This is a genomic window from Actinokineospora spheciospongiae, assembly GCF_000564855.1.
In the GTDB taxonomy this organism is placed as follows: domain Bacteria; phylum Actinomycetota; class Actinomycetes; order Mycobacteriales; family Pseudonocardiaceae; genus Actinokineospora; species Actinokineospora spheciospongiae.
The window spans coordinates 1-16327 of the sequence record NZ_AYXG01000133.1 but is presented as its reverse complement, the minus strand read 5'-3'; the positions used below and the strand labels follow the sequence as shown (position 1 = coordinate 16327).

At 73.2% G+C, this 16327-nt stretch carries 16 protein-coding genes; 6 read left to right on the top strand and 10 right to left on the bottom strand.

Features of this window, described 5'->3' with window-relative positions; genetic code table 11:
* Positions 1-9: 9 nt before the first annotated feature.
* The 6 genes from UO65_RS34705 to UO65_RS18000 form a co-directional block, all read right to left on the bottom strand.
* Positions 10-830 (bottom strand): IS5 family transposase gene (locus UO65_RS34705; RefSeq protein ID WP_152551991.1). Its coding sequence is split into 2 segments (ribosomal slippage): positions 10-482 and positions 482-830, totalling 822 coding nucleotides; the frame shifts between segments, so codons are not numbered across the junction.
* A gap of 237 nt (positions 831-1067) precedes the next feature.
* Positions 1068-1271 (bottom strand): cold-shock protein, encoded by a 204-nt coding sequence (locus UO65_RS18015; RefSeq protein ID WP_035284068.1) that lies wholly within the window; start codon positions 1269-1271, stop codon positions 1068-1070.
* A gap of 65 nt (positions 1272-1336) precedes the next feature.
* The gene (locus tag UO65_RS18010) at positions 1337-1840 is read right to left on the bottom strand and encodes a DUF6292 family protein (RefSeq protein WP_233427719.1); all 504 of its coding nucleotides are present in this window, start codon (positions 1838-1840) and stop codon (positions 1337-1339) included.
* A gap of 396 nt (positions 1841-2236) precedes the next feature.
* Positions 2237-2602 carry a 3-oxoacyl-[acyl-carrier-protein] synthase III C-terminal domain-containing protein gene (locus UO65_RS38150; protein ID WP_233427717.1) on the bottom strand — a complete coding sequence of 122 codons (366 nt, stop codon included), beginning with the start codon at positions 2600-2602 and terminating at the stop codon, positions 2237-2239.
* The gene (locus UO65_RS38145; protein ID WP_233427715.1) at positions 2572-2865 is read right to left on the bottom strand and encodes a hypothetical protein; all 294 of its coding nucleotides are present in this window, start codon (positions 2863-2865) and stop codon (positions 2572-2574) included. The genes UO65_RS38150 and UO65_RS38145 overlap by 31 nt, the downstream gene beginning before the upstream one ends.
* 278 nt (positions 2866-3143) lie before the next feature.
* On the bottom strand, positions 3144-4778 hold the full coding sequence (locus tag UO65_RS18000) for a thiamine pyrophosphate-binding protein (protein ID WP_052021309.1): 1635 nt from the start codon (positions 4776-4778) through the stop codon (positions 3144-3146).
* A gap of 177 nt (positions 4779-4955) precedes the next feature.
* On the opposite strand from UO65_RS18000, the gene UO65_RS17995 reads away from it, so the two are divergent.
* The 4 genes from UO65_RS17995 to UO65_RS17980 all read left to right on the top strand — a co-directional run bounded on the left by UO65_RS17995 (position 4956) and on the right by UO65_RS17980 (position 8118).
* Entirely contained in the window at positions 4956-5552 is a 597-nt protein-coding gene (locus UO65_RS17995) for a TetR/AcrR family transcriptional regulator (protein WP_035284066.1), read from the top strand.
* 123 nt (positions 5553-5675) lie between these two features.
* Entirely contained in the window at positions 5676-6743 is a 1068-nt protein-coding gene (locus UO65_RS17990) for a protein kinase family protein (protein ID WP_035284072.1), read from the top strand.
* 44 nt (positions 6744-6787) lie between these two features.
* Positions 6788-7381, top strand: a complete 594-nt coding sequence (locus UO65_RS17985; RefSeq protein WP_052021308.1) for a nucleotidyltransferase family protein — start codon at positions 6788-6790, stop codon at positions 7379-7381.
* A complete protein-coding gene (locus UO65_RS17980; RefSeq protein WP_035284064.1) occupies positions 7381-8118 on the top strand; it encodes a sugar isomerase domain-containing protein in 738 nt (245 codons plus the stop codon). Before UO65_RS17985 ends, UO65_RS17980 begins: the two co-directional genes overlap by 1 nt.
* 90 nt (positions 8119-8208) lie before the next feature.
* Here UO65_RS17980 and UO65_RS17975 read toward each other — a convergent pair whose 3' ends face one another.
* Both UO65_RS17975 and UO65_RS17970 read right to left on the bottom strand, forming a co-directional pair.
* Positions 8209-9708 (bottom strand): alpha/beta hydrolase, encoded by a 1500-nt coding sequence (locus tag UO65_RS17975; protein WP_035284061.1) that lies wholly within the window; start codon positions 9706-9708, stop codon positions 8209-8211.
* A gap of 219 nt (positions 9709-9927) precedes the next feature.
* Positions 9928-11772: an ABC transporter ATP-binding protein gene (locus tag UO65_RS17970; protein ID WP_200873394.1), complete on the bottom strand. Its 1845-nt coding sequence runs from the start codon at positions 11770-11772 to the stop codon at positions 9928-9930.
* A gap of 160 nt (positions 11773-11932) precedes the next feature.
* Here UO65_RS17970 and UO65_RS17965 point away from each other — a divergent pair, with 160 nt between their 5' ends.
* Positions 11933-13207, top strand: coding sequence for a glycosyltransferase family 87 protein (locus UO65_RS17965; protein ID WP_052021307.1), 1275 nt, complete (start codon positions 11933-11935; stop codon positions 13205-13207).
* Positions 13208-13241: 34 nt separating this feature from the next.
* Here UO65_RS17965 and UO65_RS17960 read toward each other — a convergent pair whose 3' ends face one another.
* Together UO65_RS17960 and UO65_RS17955 are read right to left on the bottom strand one after the other, a co-directional pair.
* Positions 13242-13454, bottom strand: a complete 213-nt coding sequence (locus UO65_RS17960) for a helix-turn-helix domain-containing protein (protein WP_035284057.1) — start codon at positions 13452-13454, stop codon at positions 13242-13244.
* A gap of 187 nt (positions 13455-13641) precedes the next feature.
* On the bottom strand, positions 13642-15270 hold the full coding sequence (locus tag UO65_RS17955; protein WP_035284055.1) for an ABC-F family ATP-binding cassette domain-containing protein: 1629 nt from the start codon (positions 15268-15270) through the stop codon (positions 13642-13644).
* Positions 15271-15444: 174 nt separating this feature from the next.
* On the opposite strand from UO65_RS17955, the gene UO65_RS17950 reads away from it, so the two are divergent.
* The gene (locus UO65_RS17950; protein ID WP_035284053.1) at positions 15445-16215 is read left to right on the top strand and encodes an SDR family oxidoreductase; all 771 of its coding nucleotides are present in this window, start codon (positions 15445-15447) and stop codon (positions 16213-16215) included.
* Positions 16216-16327: the final 112 nt, after the last annotated feature.

The window sequence follows — 16327 nt, the reverse complement described above, 5'->3', positions numbered from 1 at the left end:
TTAGAGGTCCTAACAGAGTCGTTGGATGTGTCGCCAGGTGATGATGCAGGTGGCGAGGCCGAGGAAGGCTTCGTGGATGTCGTCGCGGCGTTCCCAGCGGATGCGCAGCCGTTTCATGCCGTGATACCAGGCGATGGTGCGTTCAACGACCCACCGGACGGTGCCCAGCCCGGATCCGTGGGGACGTCCGCGGCGGGCGAAGCGGGTGCGGACGTCCCGGGCACGCATGCGGCGGCGGTACTTGTCGTGGTCGTAGGCCCGGTCGCCGTAGACCGTCTCCGGCCGGTGACGAGGGCGCCCACGCCGCCCGCGCACGCGGGGCACCGCGTCGAGCAGCGGCTCCAACTGGGTGACGTCGTTGCGGTTGCCGCCGGTCAGGACCACAGCCAGCGGGATCCCGTTGCCGTCGGTCAGGACATGGTGCTTGGAGCCCGGTCGGGCGCGGTCGACCGGACTCGGCCCACTTTTGGGCCCCGCCGCGCGGCCCGCACATGCGAGGAATCGATCACCGCCCGATCCCAGTCCAGCCTCCCCGCCGAGTGCAACTCCGCCAGCAACACCGCATGCAACCGGGACCACACCCCGGCCTTGTTCCAGTCACGCAACCGACGCCAACACGTCATCCCCGACCCGAACCCCAACTCCTGGGGCAGGAACTCCCACTGGATGCCCGTGTGCAGCACGAACAGGATCCCGCACAACACCCGCCGATCCGGCAACCGCTTCCGCCCCGGATTGCGTGACCTGCGCTCCACCACCGGCAACAACGGCTCGACCCGCTCCCACAATCCGTCCGAGACAATCCACGGCGGCGCCTCACCTCTCCTCACCAGACCATGATCCACAACCGACGACCACGTTGCCACACAAGTTGATCATTCTGTTAGGAACTCTTAGTCAGGCCGGCGATTTTCGGGGTGGCTGATTGGGCCGCTGCGCCGGTGGGGTTCGCGGTGGCCGACCGCCGGCCTGCGGTCGGTGGGGTGGGCCGGTGGCTGGGGCTGGGAAACGAACCCGGCCCCGGGCACCCTGGTGGATGCTCGGGGCCGGGTGGCGGGTGGGCGCGGTCAGACCGCGCGGACCGTGGTGGCCTCGGGGCCCTTGCGGCCCTCGCCCACCTCGAACTCGACGGCCTGGGAGTCCGGCAGGCCCGCCGGGTCGTAGGCGTGGACCGCGGAGTGGTGGAAGAACAGGTCGGCGCCGCCGCCCGCGGGGGTGATGAAGCCGAACCCCTTCGCGCCGCTGAACCACTTGACGGTTCCCTGGGTCATCGTGTTGCTCCTGACGGGTTGGACGGGCACGCGGGCGCGTGTCCGTGCCGGGTGGGTTTCTGGGGTCAGCGCAGGTAGCGGCTGAGGCGCTCGACGAGGGCCGAGCGGTCCAGCGGCGTGACCGGTTGCGCCGGGGGTGGGCCGTCGGGGTGCAGGGCGTGGGCGACCAGGCCCGCCACCGACAGCGGTGGGGGCACGGGGTCGCCGCCGAGACGGGCGAGGACGATGGCGGGTTCGACCGGGCGGGTCTCCACGGAGACCGCCCAGCCTTGGCACTCGGTCCACAGCAGCATCAGGTCGCGGCCGGGGTGTTCGGGGACGCGGCGGCTGAGGGCGAGGTAGGCGGTGGCGGTGTCGGTGACCTCGCAGGTGACGCCCTCCGGGGGCACCCCGACGGTCGTGGCCACCGCGCGGACGTAGGCGTCGAGCGCGGCGGACAGGGCGTGGGCGTCGTAGGCGGGGGCCGTGTCGGGTTCGGCGTCCGGGTCCGGCAGGTCGAGCATGGACAGCAGGTCGCGGCGGTCGCCGCTGTCGCGGGCGAAGCTGGCGACGGTGCGGCCCGCGCGCATGCGTTCGACGCCCTCTGCGCGGACGGCCTCGGCTCGGCCCCGGGCGAACGAGCCAGGGTCGCGGCTGGGTCTTCCCGGTGCGGGGTGGATCACGGGACCTCCGTCTTCGCCGTCCGGTCGGGCCGGTGCGGGGCCGCGCGGTGGTCGCGGGCGACGGGGAAGCGGGGTGGCGCGGCGGACCTCGGAGCGCGGGTGGTCGCGGGCGGCGAGAACGAACCGCGACAGCCGTGAGGCGGCAGAGCGAGCGGAGGGCCGGACAGGCCGATGCTCCCGTCCCCGACCGGCAGTACCGGATCGGACTGGTGGGGGATCGCGCCCGCCGAGTGCGAGCGGCTGGTGATCCCGACCAATGCCGACACTACCCCACAAACGGCCGCGAGGTCGGGCGTTCACCCTTCACGGCCGCCAGGAGACCGCCGCCGCGGCCGAGAAGTCGCCCGCGTGCGCGAACCCGGCGAACACCACCAGTGACCCGTCGGGCACCCGGCCCGCGCGCAGTTCCCGGTCGAGCGTCAGCGGCATGGCCGCGCCGAAGAGGTTGCCGCAGTCGTCGAAGGTGTCGGGGTGGCGTTCGGCGGGCAACCGCAGCGCTTCGCGCCAGGTGCGCAGGAACACCCGGTTCGGTTGGTTGGTCACGAGCAGGTCGATGTCGGCGGTGTCCACACCGATGCGGTCGCAGACCGCGGCGGCGGCCTCGGGCACCAGCCGGTTGCCCCGGGTGAGGACCTCGGCTATCCCCGACTCGGTGAAGCCGACGCGCAACTGCCCGGTGCCCAGTAGCGGCGGCCGTCACCGGTCACCACGGTCATGTCGCCCGCGAACTCTGGGTGGTGCTTGCACTCCACGTCGAGGATCGGGGAAGCGTCGGACACGGTGAGCAGCGCGCCGAACCTGCGGGCGACGGTGCCGCCGCAGCCGACGACCGGCAGGTCCGGCAGTTGGGTGTGGGTGATGAGCACGTCCACACCGGACACCGCGCGGGCGCCGCGCCGCTCGACGAGCCCGGTGGCGGCGCGCTCCACCACGTCCTCGGCGGTCTCGTCGGTGACGTGGTGGCGGTGGCGGGGGCGCGGAACATGACGTTGTCGACGAGTTCGTCGGTTCCGGCGAGGGCGGCGAAGTGGTCGGCGGCGACCCGGCGCCCGGGCAGGTAGGAGGAGACGTCGGTGAGGCTGACCGGGACCACGCGCCCGCCCCCCACGACGCCGGGGTGAGCGGGGTGCCCGCGGCGTGGCGGTGTTCGCAGATCGCCTTGAGGTTGCGCAGTTCCATCAGGTGGCCCGCGGGGAACAGGTCCCAGAAGTCACCGACCCACACGCCCCGCCCGGCGAGGGCACTCGATCGAGACGAACGCGGGCGCCCGGCCCGCGTCGATGTCGACCAGGGCCCGGTGCAGGTCGGCGGCGGTGTCGACGTGCCGGGCGTCGAGACCGGGGAACATCGCGGCCATGCCCGCGCCGAGGTGCGACCTGCGGAACCGGTTGCCGGTGTCGACGCCGTCGAGGAACAGCTCCTCGCGGGTGGGGCACATGCCGTGGGCGTTGTTGTCGAAGACGATGAAGGTGACGGGCAGGTGGTGTTCGACGGCGGTGTGCACCTCCATGCCGTGCATGAAGAACGCGCCGTCCCCGGCGATGGCGTGGCAGCGGCGGCCGCGGGCGAAGGCGGCGCCGATGGCCGCGCCGAAGCTGTGGCCCATGCCGCCCATGCCGAGCGCGACGACGAACCGGCCGCGGCGCGGCGCGGCGCGGGCAGGTGGTGGACGGCGCCCGCGCCGGTGTTGCCCGCGTCCACGAACACGTCCGCGTCGTCGGGCAGGGCGGCGGCGACGGCCGCCACGGCGTCCGAATAGGACGTTCTCCGGCCGGGGTGCGGCGGGACGGGCAGCGGCGCGGGGAGCGGGACCGGGGCGCGGCGCGGCGCCCGCGTCGGCGAGGGAGGCGGCCAGCAGTGCCAGTTCGCGGCGGAGGTCGCCGGTCAGCCGGTGGCACGGGCCGACGAACGGCTCCGCGCGGCCGAAGCAGACCAGCGGCACGCCCGCGAGCGCGTCCTCGATGCCCGCCCTGGCCACGAGCGGCAGCCGGGTGCCCACGAGCAGGCAGAGGTCGGCCCGCTCGGCGTGCCCGCGCACCGCCGGGTGGCCCATCACCCCGACCACCCCGACGAAGCGCGGGTCGTGGTTGTCGAAGACGTCGCGGGCGTCCGGCGCCACCGCGATCGACGCGTCGAGCCGGTCGATCAGCCGCGCCGACTCCGCCCGGGCGTCGGCGCGGGCGACACCGTCCTCGGCGATCACCAGCACCTCTCCCCCGGCGGCGCGCACCCGCCCGACCAGCGCGCGCACGCGGGCGCGGGTGCGGCCGCCGTCGCTGTCGGGCGGGCCCGGCGGTGGGCAGCCGCGCGGCGCGTCGACGACGGCGCACTGGACGTCCTTGGGCAGCAACAACGCCGCGGGCCCGCCGCGGCGGGCGGCGGCGACGGCGCCGGAGAGGGCCGGGCCCAGGGCCGCCGGGTCGTCGACCCTGGCGCAGAACCGGGTCACCGCCGCGAACACCCGCCGCGCGTCGGGGGAACCGGCCTTGCCGCTGGTGTCCTGGAAGGCGCCGCGGCCCTCCTGCCCGGTGGGCGGCTGGCCCACGAGCGCGAGGACCGGCACCCGCGCGGCGTGCGCCTCGGCGAGCCCGGCGAGCAGGTTCAGCGCACCGCCGCCGGAGGTCGCCACGACCACGCCGAGGCGGTTGCCGGTCCTGGCGCAGCCGTCGGCCATGGCCACCGCGGCGAACTCGTGCTTGGCCGGCACGCCGGTCAGCGCGGGGTGGCGGGCCACGGCGGCGGTGACGTCCTCGATGTTGGCACCGCCGATGCCGAAGACGTGCCCGACGCCGAGGTCGGCCAGGGTCGCGGCCAGGTGCCCGGCCACCGTGTCGCGCTCGCGCATGTCCGCCTCGTCCCGTGCCGGGCGCGCACCCGGACCCGGGTAGGCGCCGTGTCGAAAACGGTGACGTACCGACAAAAAGCGTTGTTGTGCAACGATTTTTCGAGCCCAAGGCTTGTTGAATCCACGTCCAATAGGACTCTCACACGCTGCTGAACCCGTGTCAACTAAGCTCGGGCCATGGCCGCGAACGCCTCCGGTTCCCCCCGCAGCCGGATGACCGTCGAGCAGCGCAGGGACCAGTTGCTGCGCATCGGTGCCCGGCTGCTGGCTGACCGCCCGTACGACGAGGTGTGGGTCGACCAGGTCGCCGAACTGGCCCAGGTCTCGCGCGGGCTGCTCTACCACTACTTCCCCACCAAGCGGGACTTCGCCACGGCGATCATCCAGACCGAGGCCGACCGGATGCCGGCGATGACCGAGCCCGACCCGGCGCTGCCGGTCGCCGAGCAACTGGTGGCGGGCCTGGACGCCTACTTCCGGTACGCCGAGGACAACGAGGCGGGCTACCGCGCCCTGCACGGCGGGGCCGCGCTGGCCGACGAGAAGGTGCGCGCGATCCTCGCCGCCAACCACACCCGCCAGGAGGACTGGGTCGTCGACGCCCTGCACCCCGGCGGCGGGGCACCGGTGGCGCTGCGGGTGGCGGTCCGCGGCTGGATGGCGTTCATCGTCGCGGTCTGCCTGGACTGGCTGCGCGAGCGCGCGCTGACCCGCGACGAGGCCCGCGACCTGTGCGCGCGGGCGCTGTTCCGGCTCACCGGGTTGCCCGGGTGAGCCGGGTCGCCACTCGCCGCGGGCAGGGGTCGCGGGCGGGAACCGCGGTGTGTCGACGACAACCGTTGGCAGACAACACTTTCACGTCGAAGGTTGGTGGGGGCCATCGTCGAGGGCGTTGACATGTCGCTCGGTGCGCGCTTGGCCGCTCATGGTGCCGTCTCCACGGCGCTGGCCCGGTGCGGTGATCGCGAACTGCGCGACCTCGTCGAGGGCGGCGAACCGGTGGGGTCCGGCATCGGCGGGACGACGGTGCTGCTGGAGGTCGGCGGGACCCCGGTGTTCGTCAAGCGGGTGCCGCTGACCGAGCTGGAACTGCGGCCGGAGAACCTGCGGTCCACGGCGAACCTCTTCGGGCTGCCCACCTTCTGCCACTACGGCGTCGGGGTCATCGGGGCGCCGGGCTTCGGGGCCTGGCGGGAACTGGCCGTGCACACCACGACGACGGACTGGGTGCTCGCCCAGGACCACGAGGGCTTCCCACTCATGTACCACTGGCGGGTGCTGCCGCACCCCGGGCAGTCGCTCCCAGAGGAACTGGCCGACGTGGAGCGGGCCGTCGCCCACTGGGGAGGCGGGTCGGCGGTGCGCCGCCGGATCGAGGCCCTGCGGGACGCCCCGGCGAGCATCGCGGTGTTCCTGGAGTACATCCCGCAGAACCTGCACGACTGGCTGGGTGCCCAGGTCGAGGCGGGCGACGAGGCCACCGAGCGGGCCTGCGCCATGGTCGAGGGACAACTGCGGGCCGGGACCTCGTTCATGAACGCCCGTGGCCTGCTGCACTTCGACACCCACTTCCAGAACATCCTGACCGACGGCCAGCGGCTGTACTTCGCGGACTACGGCCTCGCGATCTCCTCCCGGTTCGCCCTGTCCGAGGAGGAGACCGACTTCCTCGCCGGGCACTGGACCTACGACCGCTGCTACAGCGCCACGCACCTGGTGAGCTGGCTCATCACCGCCCTGTACGGCTACAAGGGGGACGAACGCACCGCGTTCGTCCGCGCCTGCGCCCGGGGGGAGTCCCCGAGCGGCGTCCCGCCGCGGGTCGCGGCGATCCTCACCCGCCACGCCCCGCTCGCCGAGGTGATGACGGACTTCTACCGCGGGTTCCAACGGGAGAGCAGGCGCACCCCGTACCCGTCGGCGGAACTCAGCCGGATCGAGCAGCTCGTCCACCGCCCGACCTGATCAACCGCTGAGGGACCCCCGGCACCGACCACTAGGCTCGTGCCATGCCCGCGAACGCCTCCGGCCCACCCCGCAGCCGGGTCGCCGGTCTCCTGCTGGCCGCGGGTGGGGGGCGCCGGTTCGGGATGCCCAAGGCGCTGGTGCCCTTCGGCGGTGGCCTGCTGGTCGAGCACGCGCTGGTGGCGCTGGGCGGGTGCGACCCGGTCGTCGTGGTGCTCGGCGCCGGTGCGGACCGGGTGCCGCCGCTGGCCGCGACCGTCGTGCGGAACCCGGACTGGGCCACCGGCATGGGTTCCTCGCTGCGGGTCGGCCTGGCCGCGCTGCCCGCCGACGCGGACGCGGTGGTCGTGCTGACGGTCGACACCCCCGGGGTCACCCGCGCGGCCGTGGACCGCCTCGCCGCGCTCGCCCACCCCGACGCGCTGGCCAGGGCCTCCTACGCCGGCGAGCCCGGCCACCCGGTCCTGCTCGGCCGCGCCCACTGGCCCGGTGCGGCCGCCGCGGCCCACGGGGATACCGGGGCCCGCCCGTACCTGCGCGCCCACCCGGTGCTCGACGTCCCGTGCGCCGACATCGCCGACGGCGCCGACGCCGACCACCCCCACGACCTGCCCGGAAACCGAGGAGAGCACAACTGATGGCCGATGACGTCTACGGCGACCTGGTGTCCCGGCACCTGACCGCGGTCGGTGAACGCAACGACGAGGCGCTGCGGGAGGTGGCCGAGCTGATGCTCGCGGGCATCCGGGCGGGTGGGCTGGTGCTCACCGCGGGGGCGGGCCACTCGCTGGCCGCGGTCGCGGAGACCTTCTTCCGCGCGGGCGGCCTGGCCTGCGTCCGCCCGCTGTTCACCGACCGCCTCCAGGTCTTCGGCGGTGCCCGCCAGGCCACGGCGGCCGAGCGCGAACCCGGCCTCGCGGCGGGCGTCTTCGCCGAGGTCCCGCTCTCCGGCCACGACCTGCTGTTCGTGTTCTCCAACTCCGGCATCAACCACTACCCGGTGGAGCTGGCCGCCACGGCGCGGGAAGCGGGGGTCCCGGTCGTCGCCGTCACCTCGGTGACCACGTCGGCGGCCTCCCCGGTGCGCGCGGGCTCCCGCCTGCTCGACCACGCCACGGTCACCCTCGACACCCTCACCGGCCCCGGTGACGTCGCCTACCCCACGGCCGCCCCGGTCACGGCGTCGCTGTCGACGCTGAGCAACGCCTACCTGTGGAACCAGCTCCTCGCCCGCCTGCACGACCTGGCCACCGCCGAGTCGGTCACCCTCCCCCTGTGGCGCAGCTCCAACGCCGAGGGCGGCGACGCCGCCAACGCCCAGTACCTCGACATCTACGGCAGCCGCGTACCGCACCTGGGCACCCAGCTCCCCTGACGCACCGGGCCACAACCGCGCCGCGTGCCCGCCGCCCCGGAAGGGCGGGCGGACACGCGGCGCGGCCAGTGGTGGAGTCGCCCGGGAGCGCTACCCGATGGTCGGGAGCGGAACCCGGGCAGGAGTCGGGGCCGGGGCCTCGGCGGCGCACCTGAGGTCGTGCGCCGGGCGCTGCCCGCCGAGCAGGTACGCGGTCACCTCGTCGTTGGCGCACTTGTTCCCGCCCAGGGCGTAGGCGCCGTGCCCGCCCTGGTCGATGGTCAGCATCGCCGCCCGGTCCCCGAAGGCGCGGCGCGTCGTCCGGGCACCGGCCAGCGGCGTGGCGGGGTCGCGCTCGTTCTGCACCATGAGCACGTTGCGCGGTCCGCGGTCGGAGATCCGCACCGGCTGCTCCACGGGGTCCGCCCAGAAGGCGCACGGGTAGATGTTGGCCGCCGCCGCCCCGAACATCGGGTGGCGGACACGGTCGACGGCGACGTTGCGCTCATAGGTCCGCACCGACGTGGGCCAGCGGGAATCACCGCACACCACGTAGTAGCGGCCCGCGATCAGGTTCTCGAGCCCCGGGGGAATGGGCGTGTCGTCCGGCGGCGGCGGCGTGTTCGTGTCCAACGCCATCCACTCCGCGGCCATCTTCGCGAACGCAGCGTCACCGGTGCCGTAGAGGCGCCCGAAGGTGAGCGCGCGGAACTGCGGCCCGGTCAAGCCCTGCACCGGTGCCCTGTCCAGGCGGGCGGCGAGCTCGAAGTACTTCGCGCGCACCTGCCCGGGCGTACTGCCCAAGCCGAACTCGGGGTGGGCGGCCGCCCACTTCGCGAAGTCCGGGAACGTGTCCTCCACACCGCGGCCGAACATGCGACCGCCCTCGACGTCCCAACCGCCCGCACCGAGGTTGCTGTCGATCACGACTCGGTCGGTGGTCCGGGGGAACAGCGTGGTGTACACCGCGCCCAGGTACGTGCCGTAGGAGTAGCCGAGGAAGGACGCCTTGGGCTCCCCCAGCGCGGCGCGGACCCGGTCCAGGTCCCGGGCGATGTTCGCGGTCGTGTTGTGCGGCAACAGGTACGCCGTCGACGACGCCGCGCACTTGCGCGCGATCTCCCGCACCTCGACCGCCCGCTCGCGCACGTCGGCGGGCGTCACCGCGTACGGCGGGACGCTGCCCGCGAACTGCTCCTCCTGCGTCAGGTCGCACGTCGCGGGCGTGCTGTGCCCCATGCCGCGCGGGTCGACGCCGATCACGTCGTAGGCGTCCAACACGCCCTGCGGCAACCCGAAGCTCTTGAGGTCGGCCGGGAACGACAGACCCGGGCTCGGCCCACCGGGGTTGGTCAGCAGGATGCCCCGGCGCTTCTCCGGGTTCGCACTGGCCAGCCGGGAGATCATCACCTCGATCTTGCGCCCCCCGGGCTCCCGGTAGTCCAACGGCACCTGGAGCGTCCCGCACTCCAGGCCCCGACCCGCCACCTCCGCCGGGCACTGGACCCACGCCACGGTGGTGACCGGCGCGGGCGCCGCCGACGACACCCCCGGTGCCACCAACGCCGCCGCGGCGGTCAAGACCGCGGTCAAGGACAACGACCTTCGCATGCGCGATTACCTCCCCCTCGGCGCACCCGCGGTGCGCCGCACTCGGAAACCCGGCCGTTCAGCCGGACCAGAACGTCGAACGGGGCCAAGTTGAAACCATGCCGCTACGGCACGGTCAAGACCGGGGGGGAAACTTTCCGACCGGGGTACGCCCATCGACGCAGGGACGGGATCAGGCGCGGCGCCGCCAGGCGCGGCGCCGCCAGGCGGCGGTGGTGGTCAGGCGGCGGTGGTGGATTTGGCGTACTGGGTGCGGTAGAGGGTGGCGTAGCGGCCGTTCGCGGCCAGCAGGGTGTCGTGGGTGCCCTGCTCGACCACGTGGCCGTCCTCCACCACCAGGATGCGGTCGGCGGCCCGGATCGTGCTGAGGCGGTGGGCGATCACCAGGGCGGTGCGGCCGCGCAGGGCGTGGGTCAGCGCTTCCTGGACCGCGACCTCGGATTCGGAGTCGAGGTGGGCCGTGGCCTCGTCGAGGATGACGACCTGGGGGTGGGCCAGCAGGAGGCGGGCGATGGTGAGGCGTTGGCGTTCACCGCCGGAGAGGCGGTAGCCGCGTTCGCCCACGACGGTGTCCAAGCCGTCGGGGAGGGCGTCCAGGAGGGGGGTCAGGCGGGCGCCGCGGAGGGCTTCGCGGATGTCGTCGTCCGTCGCCCCCGGGCGGGCGTAGGAGAGGTTGGCGCGGATGGTGTCGTGGAAGAGGTGGCCGTCCTGGGTCACCACGCCGACGGTGTCGCGCAGGGTGTCGAAGGACAGGTCGCGGACGTCCACTCCGGACAGTCGGACCGAACCGCCGTCCACATCGTAGAGGCGGGGCAGCAGGGAGGCGATGGTGGACTTGCCCGCCCCGGAGGAACCGACCAGGGCGATGAGCTGGCCCGGTTCGGCCCGGAACGAGACGCCGTGCAGGACCTCGCGGGCTTCGCGCCGGTCGAGCACGGCCACCTCCTCCAGCGAGGCGAGGGATACCTTCTCCGCCGCGGGGTAGCCGAAGCGGACGTCGGTGAACTCGACCGAAACCGGTCCCGGGGGCAGCGGGGTCGTGCGGCTCCGCTCGGTGATCATCGGTGGCAGGTCGAGGACTTCGAAGACGCGCTCGAACGACACCAGCGCCGTCATGACGTCGACGCGGACGTTGGCCAGGGCGGTCAGCGGGCTGTAGAGGCGGGTCAGCAGCAGGGCCAGGGAGACGACGGTGCCCGCGGCGAGCTGCCCGGTGAGCGCGAGGTAGCCGCCGAGGCCGTAGACCAGGGCCTGGGCGAGGGCCGAGACCAGTTGCAGCGCCGTCATGAACCAGCGGGTGGCCATGGCCGTGCGGATGCCGATGTCGCGGACCCGGCCCGCGCGTTCGCCGAACTCCTCGGCCTCGGCGCCGGGGCGGCCGAAGAGCTTGACCAGGGTGGCGCCGGGGGCGGAGAAGCGCTCGGTCATCTGCGTGGTCATCGACGCGTTGAGGGTGGCGGACTCGCGTTGCAGGTCGGCCATGCGCCTGCCCATGCGGCGGGCGGGCAGGACGAACACCGGCAGCATGACCAGCGCCAGCAGGGTCACCTGCCAGGACAGGGTCAGCATCACCGCCAGCGACAGCACCAACTGGATCACGTTGGTGACCAGGCCTGACAGCGTCGAGGTGAAGGCCCGCTGGGCGCCCATGACGTCGTTGTTGAGCCGGGAGACCAGCGCCCCGGTGCGGGTGCGGGTGAAGAACGCGACCGGCATCCGCTGGACGTGCTCGAACACCGCGCGCCGCAGGTCGTAGATCAGGCCCTCGCCGACCCGGCTGGACTGCCACCGCGCCGCCACCCCCAACCCGGCGTCCAGCACGGCCAGGCCCGCGATGGCCACCGCCAGCCACACCACCGTCGACACCGCGCCCCGGCCGACGATCTGGTCGACCACCCGGCCCGCCAGCAGCGGCGCGCTGACCGCCAGCACCGCCGACACCACGGTCAGCAGCAGGAAGACCAGCAGCCTGCCCCGGTGGCGTCCGCTGAAGGCGAACACCCGGCGCACGGTGCCCTTCCGCAGGCCCTTGGGCGCGTCGGCGGCGCGGACCGCCCCGGCCATCAGACGACGTGGACTTTCCACGGTGCCCCCTCTCGCTCAGCCCCGGTACAACACCGTTGCGCCACCACAACTTCCCACACGCGGGCGACAAGTGCGGGCGGTTGTCCACAGGGGGGTGGGGGCTGGGTAGCCTGGCCGACGGAATCGGGAGGGGACACGGATGCCGCTGAGCCGGGCACTGCGGCCGGACCTCGCCTTCTACGGGGTCAGCGCGGCCTTCGCCCTCGCCACGGCGTTCGCCTCGGAGTTCTACGGCTACCGCGTCTGGGGCAACTCCGCCTCGGTGGGCTACCTGGCCGCGCTGGCGCTGACGCTGTGGATCGCGCTCACCGGCGGGGCGGGGCGGGGGCTGCGCTCGCGCTGGGCGCCCGCGGTCGTCGCCTGGGTGCCCGCGACGCTGGTGCCGATCGGGGTGCTGGTGGTCAAGCGGTCCCCGGCGTTCGTCTGGGGGCAGTGGCCGTGGGCTTTCCCGGCGCAGCCGGAAGTCTGGGTGATCGAGCGATCGGCGCGCGCCCTGTTCGCCGACGGGACGCCCTACCTGGACCTGGACACGCTCAACCGGGCCCCGCACCCGGACGACTACACGCCGTACGGACCCTCCATGACCGTGTTCGGGATGCCCAGGGCGCTCTTCGGCGACCACCCGCTCACCGACGCGCGGATCGCCTTCCTGGTGGTCACCCTCGCCGCGTTCGCCCTCGCCTGGCGGGTCCTGGGCAGGCCCGGGGTCCCGGTCGGTGCGGCGCAACTGCTCCTGGTCAGCCCGCTGACCGCCCTCACCCTGGCGGTCGCGGGCGACGACGTCGCCGTCGTCGCGCTCATCGTGCTGGGCGGCGCGCTGGCCTACCGCGCCCACCCCGGCTGGGCCGGGTTGCTGTGCGCGGTGCTGATCACGATGAAGCTCACCGCCCTGCCCGCCGCCGCCGTGCTGGCGGTGGGCGTGGCGGCGCACCGGGGCGGCCGCGGGCTCGCGGCGTTCCTCGGCTGGCTCGCGGGCGGCGCCGCGGCCATCGTGCTGCCGGTCCTGCTGGTCGACCCGACCTCGTTCGTTGAGCACGTGGTCAAGTTCCCGGTGGGCCTGGGCCGGGCCGGTTCCCCGGCGTCGAGCCCGCTGCCCGGTCACCTGATCGCGGCCACCGGCCCGGTCGGGCACGTGCTCGCCCTGGTGCTGCTGGTGGCCGCGGCGGTCGCCGTCACCGCCTGGCTGCTGCTGCGCCCGCCGCGCACCGCGGCCGACGCCATGCTGCGCACCGCGGCCGGTCTGGGTGCGGCGATCCTGCTCGCCCCGGCCACCCGTTGGGGTTACCTGGTCTACCCGGTGGTGCTGCTCGGTGCCGTGGTCGCGTTCGCCGCGGCGGGCGACCCCGAGGACCGGGCGCGACCCGGTTCGGCGGAACCGGACTCCGCTCCGACAGCACCGATCCCGCCCCGCTGAATCGAACCGGCCAGGGCCGGGGCGGGAAACGGCGTTACGGCTTCTTCTTGGTCCGGGTGGCCCCGCCGCGGCCGCGCAGGGTCACGCCCGACTCCGACAGGACTCTGTGGACGAAGCCGTACGAACGCCCCGTGCTTTCCGCCAGGGCGCGGATGCTCGCACCCTTCTCGTACTTCTTCTTCAAGTCGGTGGCAAGTTTGTCGCGCGTGGCACCGGTGATCCGCGCGCCTTTCTTGAGGTCAGCCACGTTGTCCGCCTTCCATCGCGAAGTGGTGGGGTCACGTGAGACCCCTACCGCCGCAATGATCGAACACGAAACGCAGGAATGCCAGACGAGATGACGAACTGTCAACAAAAGGCGGCGTCACAGCAGATGCAGGAACGGGGACGCTGCGTGATCCCCGATTACAAGATCCCTGGAAAACGGCCAGTTTTCAGGCCAACTGCACCAGTTCGAGGTAGTCGGCGGACCAGTGGTCCTCGGTGCCGTCTGGGAGAAGGATCACCCGCTCGGGTTCCAACGCCTCCACCGCACCGGGGTCGTGCGTGACCAGGACGACGGCCCCGGTGTAGCGGCGCAGCGCGTCGAGGACCTGCTCGCGGCTGGCCGGGTCCAGGTTGTTCGTCGGCTCGTCGAGCAGCAGCACGTTGGCCGCGCTGGAGACCAGCCCGGCCAGCGCCAACCGGGTCTTCTCACCGCCGGACAGCGTGCCCGCGGGCTGGTCCAACTGCTCACCGGTGAACAGGAACGTGCCCAGCAGCGACCGCAGTTGCTGCTCCTGGGTGTCCGGCGCCGCCCGCCGCACGTTGCTCCACACGCTCGCGGAGTGGTCGAGCGTCTCGTGCTCCTGCGCGTAGTAGCCCAACCGCAGCCCGTGCCCGGCGACCACCCGACCGGAATCCGGGGTCTCCATCGCCCCCAGCAGCCGCAGCAGCGTGGTCTTGCCCGCGCCGTTGAGGCCGAGGATGACCACCCGGGAGCCCTTGTCGATGGCCAGGTCGACCCCGCTGAAGATCTCCAGCGAGCCGTAGGACTTGCTCAGCCCCTCGGCGGTCAGCGGCGTCCTGCCGCAGGCCGCGGGCTCCGGGAAGCGGATCTTGGCCACCTTGTCGGCCTGGCGCACCTCGTCCAGACCGGACACCAGCTTCTCCGCGCGCTTGATCATGTTCTGCGCGGCGACCGCCTTGGTGGCCTTGGCCCGCATCTTGTCGGCCTGCGCCATCAGGACGCCCGCCTTCTTCTCGGCGTTGGCCCGCTCGCGCCTGCGCCGCTTCTCGTCGGCGGCGCGCGCGTCGAGGTAGCGCTTCCAGCCCATGTTGTAGATGTCGACCTCGCCGCGGGTGGCGTCGAGGAACCACACCTTGTTCACCACGTCGGCGAGCAGGTCGACGTCGTGGCTGATCACGATGAGGCCGCCGCTGTGGCCCTTGAGGAAGCCGCGCAGCCAGTTGATCGAGTCGGCGTCGAGGTGGTTGGTCGGCTCGTCGAGCAGCAGGAGCGTGCCCGCCCCGCCGCCCGCGCCGGACTCCGAGGCGGCGAACAGGATTCGCGCCAGCTCGACCCGGCGGCGCTGACCGCCGGAGAGCGTGCCCACCGGCTGGGCCAGGACGCGGTCGGCCAGGCCGAGGTTCGAGCAGATCCGCGCCGCCTCGCTCTCCGCGGCGTACCCGCCGAGCCCGGCGAAGCGCTCCTCCAGCCTGCCGTAGCGGGCGACCGCGCGGTCGCGCACCGCCTCGTCGGCGTGCTCGGCCATGGCGGTCTGCGCCTTCTCCATCTCGCGCAGCAACTCGTCCAGACCACGCGCGGAGAGCACCCGGTCCTTCGCGGTGACCTCCAGGTCGCCCTCGCGCGGGTCCTGCGGGAGGTACCCCATCTCACCGGACCGGGTGAGCTTGCCGCCGTAGGGCTCGCCCTCCCCGGCCAGCACGCGCAGGGTGGTGGTCTTGCCCGCGCCGTTGCGGCCCACCAGGCCGACGCGGTCACCCGCCTGCACCCGGAGGGTGGCGTCGGCGAGCAGGACGCGCGAACCCGCGCGCAATTCGAGATCGGTGGCGGTGATCAAAGAAAGGCTCCGTCGATAGCGTGGCGATGGGCAGGGGTCATCCGCCCGCGAACCGGAACTCGCGGGCCCTCCTGCACGTCAGTCGGTGGAGACCACGCGACCAGTCTACGCGCCGCCCGCAACCGACCTGTGGGCAGACTCGAAACTAAGCGCGCGCTTAGCTACAGTGCCCGCATGACTTCAGCCGAGTTCACCGGGAAGACCGCCCTGATCACCGGCGCCAGCCGCGGCATCGGCCTGGCCGTGGCCACCCACCTCGCCCGCGGCGGCGCCGCGGTCACCATCTCCGCCCGCAAGCAGGACGCCCTCGACGCCGCCGCCGAGGAGATCCGCGCCGCCGTCCCCGGCGCCCGCGTCCTCGCCGCCGCCGCCAACACCGGCAACGACGACGACCGGGCCGCGGTGGTCGCGCGCACCGTCGAGGAGTTCGGCTCACTGGACGTGCTAGTCAACAACACCGGCATCAACCCCGTCTACGGCTCCCTGATGGAGGCCGACCTCGCCGCGGTCCGCAAGATCTACGACACCAACGTCGTCGCCGCCCTGGGCTACGTGCAGCTCGCGTTCAAGGCGTGGATGGCCGAGCACGGCGGCAGCGTCATCAACGTCGCCTCCGTCGCGGGCATCCGCTCCACCGGCGTCATCGCCGCCTACGGCACCAGCAAGGCGGCGCTGATCCGGCTCACGGAGGAACTGGCCTGGCAGCTCGGACCCAAGATCCGGGTCAACGCGGTGGCACCGGGCGTGGTGAAGACCAAGTTCGCCGAAGCGCTGTACGCCGAGGGCGAGGAGCAGACGGCGGCGACCTACCCGATGAAGCGCCTGGGCACGCCGGAGGACGTGGCTGAGCTGATCGCGTTCCTGGCGTCGGAGCGGGCGTCGTGGATCACCGGGGAGACGGTGCGGGTGGACGGCGGGCTGCTGGCCACGGGCACGCTCGGCTGAGCCGTGTTCCTGGTCGCCGGTTTTTGTGGGGGTGCCCGGCTGGGTGGATGTGCTTGGTCGGGGCCCCTACGGCGATCATGTGGCCCAGCGTGACAGGGTGGGGCTGAAGGGA

Coding starts and splice junctions, on each gene's coding strand:
- UO65_RS18015 (WP_035284068.1), bottom strand. CDS start 1,271: ATGACCCAGGGAACCGTCAAGTGGTTCAGCGGCGCGAAGGGGTTCGGC.
- UO65_RS18010 (WP_233427719.1), bottom strand. CDS start 1,840: ATGCGCGCGGGCCGCACCGTCGCCAGCTTCGCCCGCGACAGCGGCGAC.
- UO65_RS18000 (WP_052021309.1), bottom strand. CDS start 4,778: ATGCGCGAGCGCGACACGGTGGCCGGGCACCTGGCCGCGACCCTGGCC.
- UO65_RS17995 (WP_035284066.1), top strand. CDS start 4,956: ATGGCCGCGAACGCCTCCGGTTCCCCCCGCAGCCGGATGACCGTCGAG.
- UO65_RS17990 (WP_035284072.1), top strand. CDS start 5,676: ATGTCGCTCGGTGCGCGCTTGGCCGCTCATGGTGCCGTCTCCACGGCG.
- UO65_RS17985 (WP_052021308.1), top strand. CDS start 6,788: ATGCCCGCGAACGCCTCCGGCCCACCCCGCAGCCGGGTCGCCGGTCTC.
- UO65_RS17980 (WP_035284064.1), top strand. CDS start 7,381: ATGGCCGATGACGTCTACGGCGACCTGGTGTCCCGGCACCTGACCGCG.
- UO65_RS17975 (WP_035284061.1), bottom strand. CDS start 9,708: ATGCGAAGGTCGTTGTCCTTGACCGCGGTCTTGACCGCCGCGGCGGCG.
- UO65_RS17970 (WP_200873394.1), bottom strand. CDS start 11,772: ATGGCCGGGGCGGTCCGCGCCGCCGACGCGCCCAAGGGCCTGCGGAAG.
- UO65_RS17965 (WP_052021307.1), top strand. CDS start 11,933: ATGCCGCTGAGCCGGGCACTGCGGCCGGACCTCGCCTTCTACGGGGTC.
- UO65_RS17950 (WP_035284053.1), top strand. CDS start 15,445: ATGACTTCAGCCGAGTTCACCGGGAAGACCGCCCTGATCACCGGCGCC.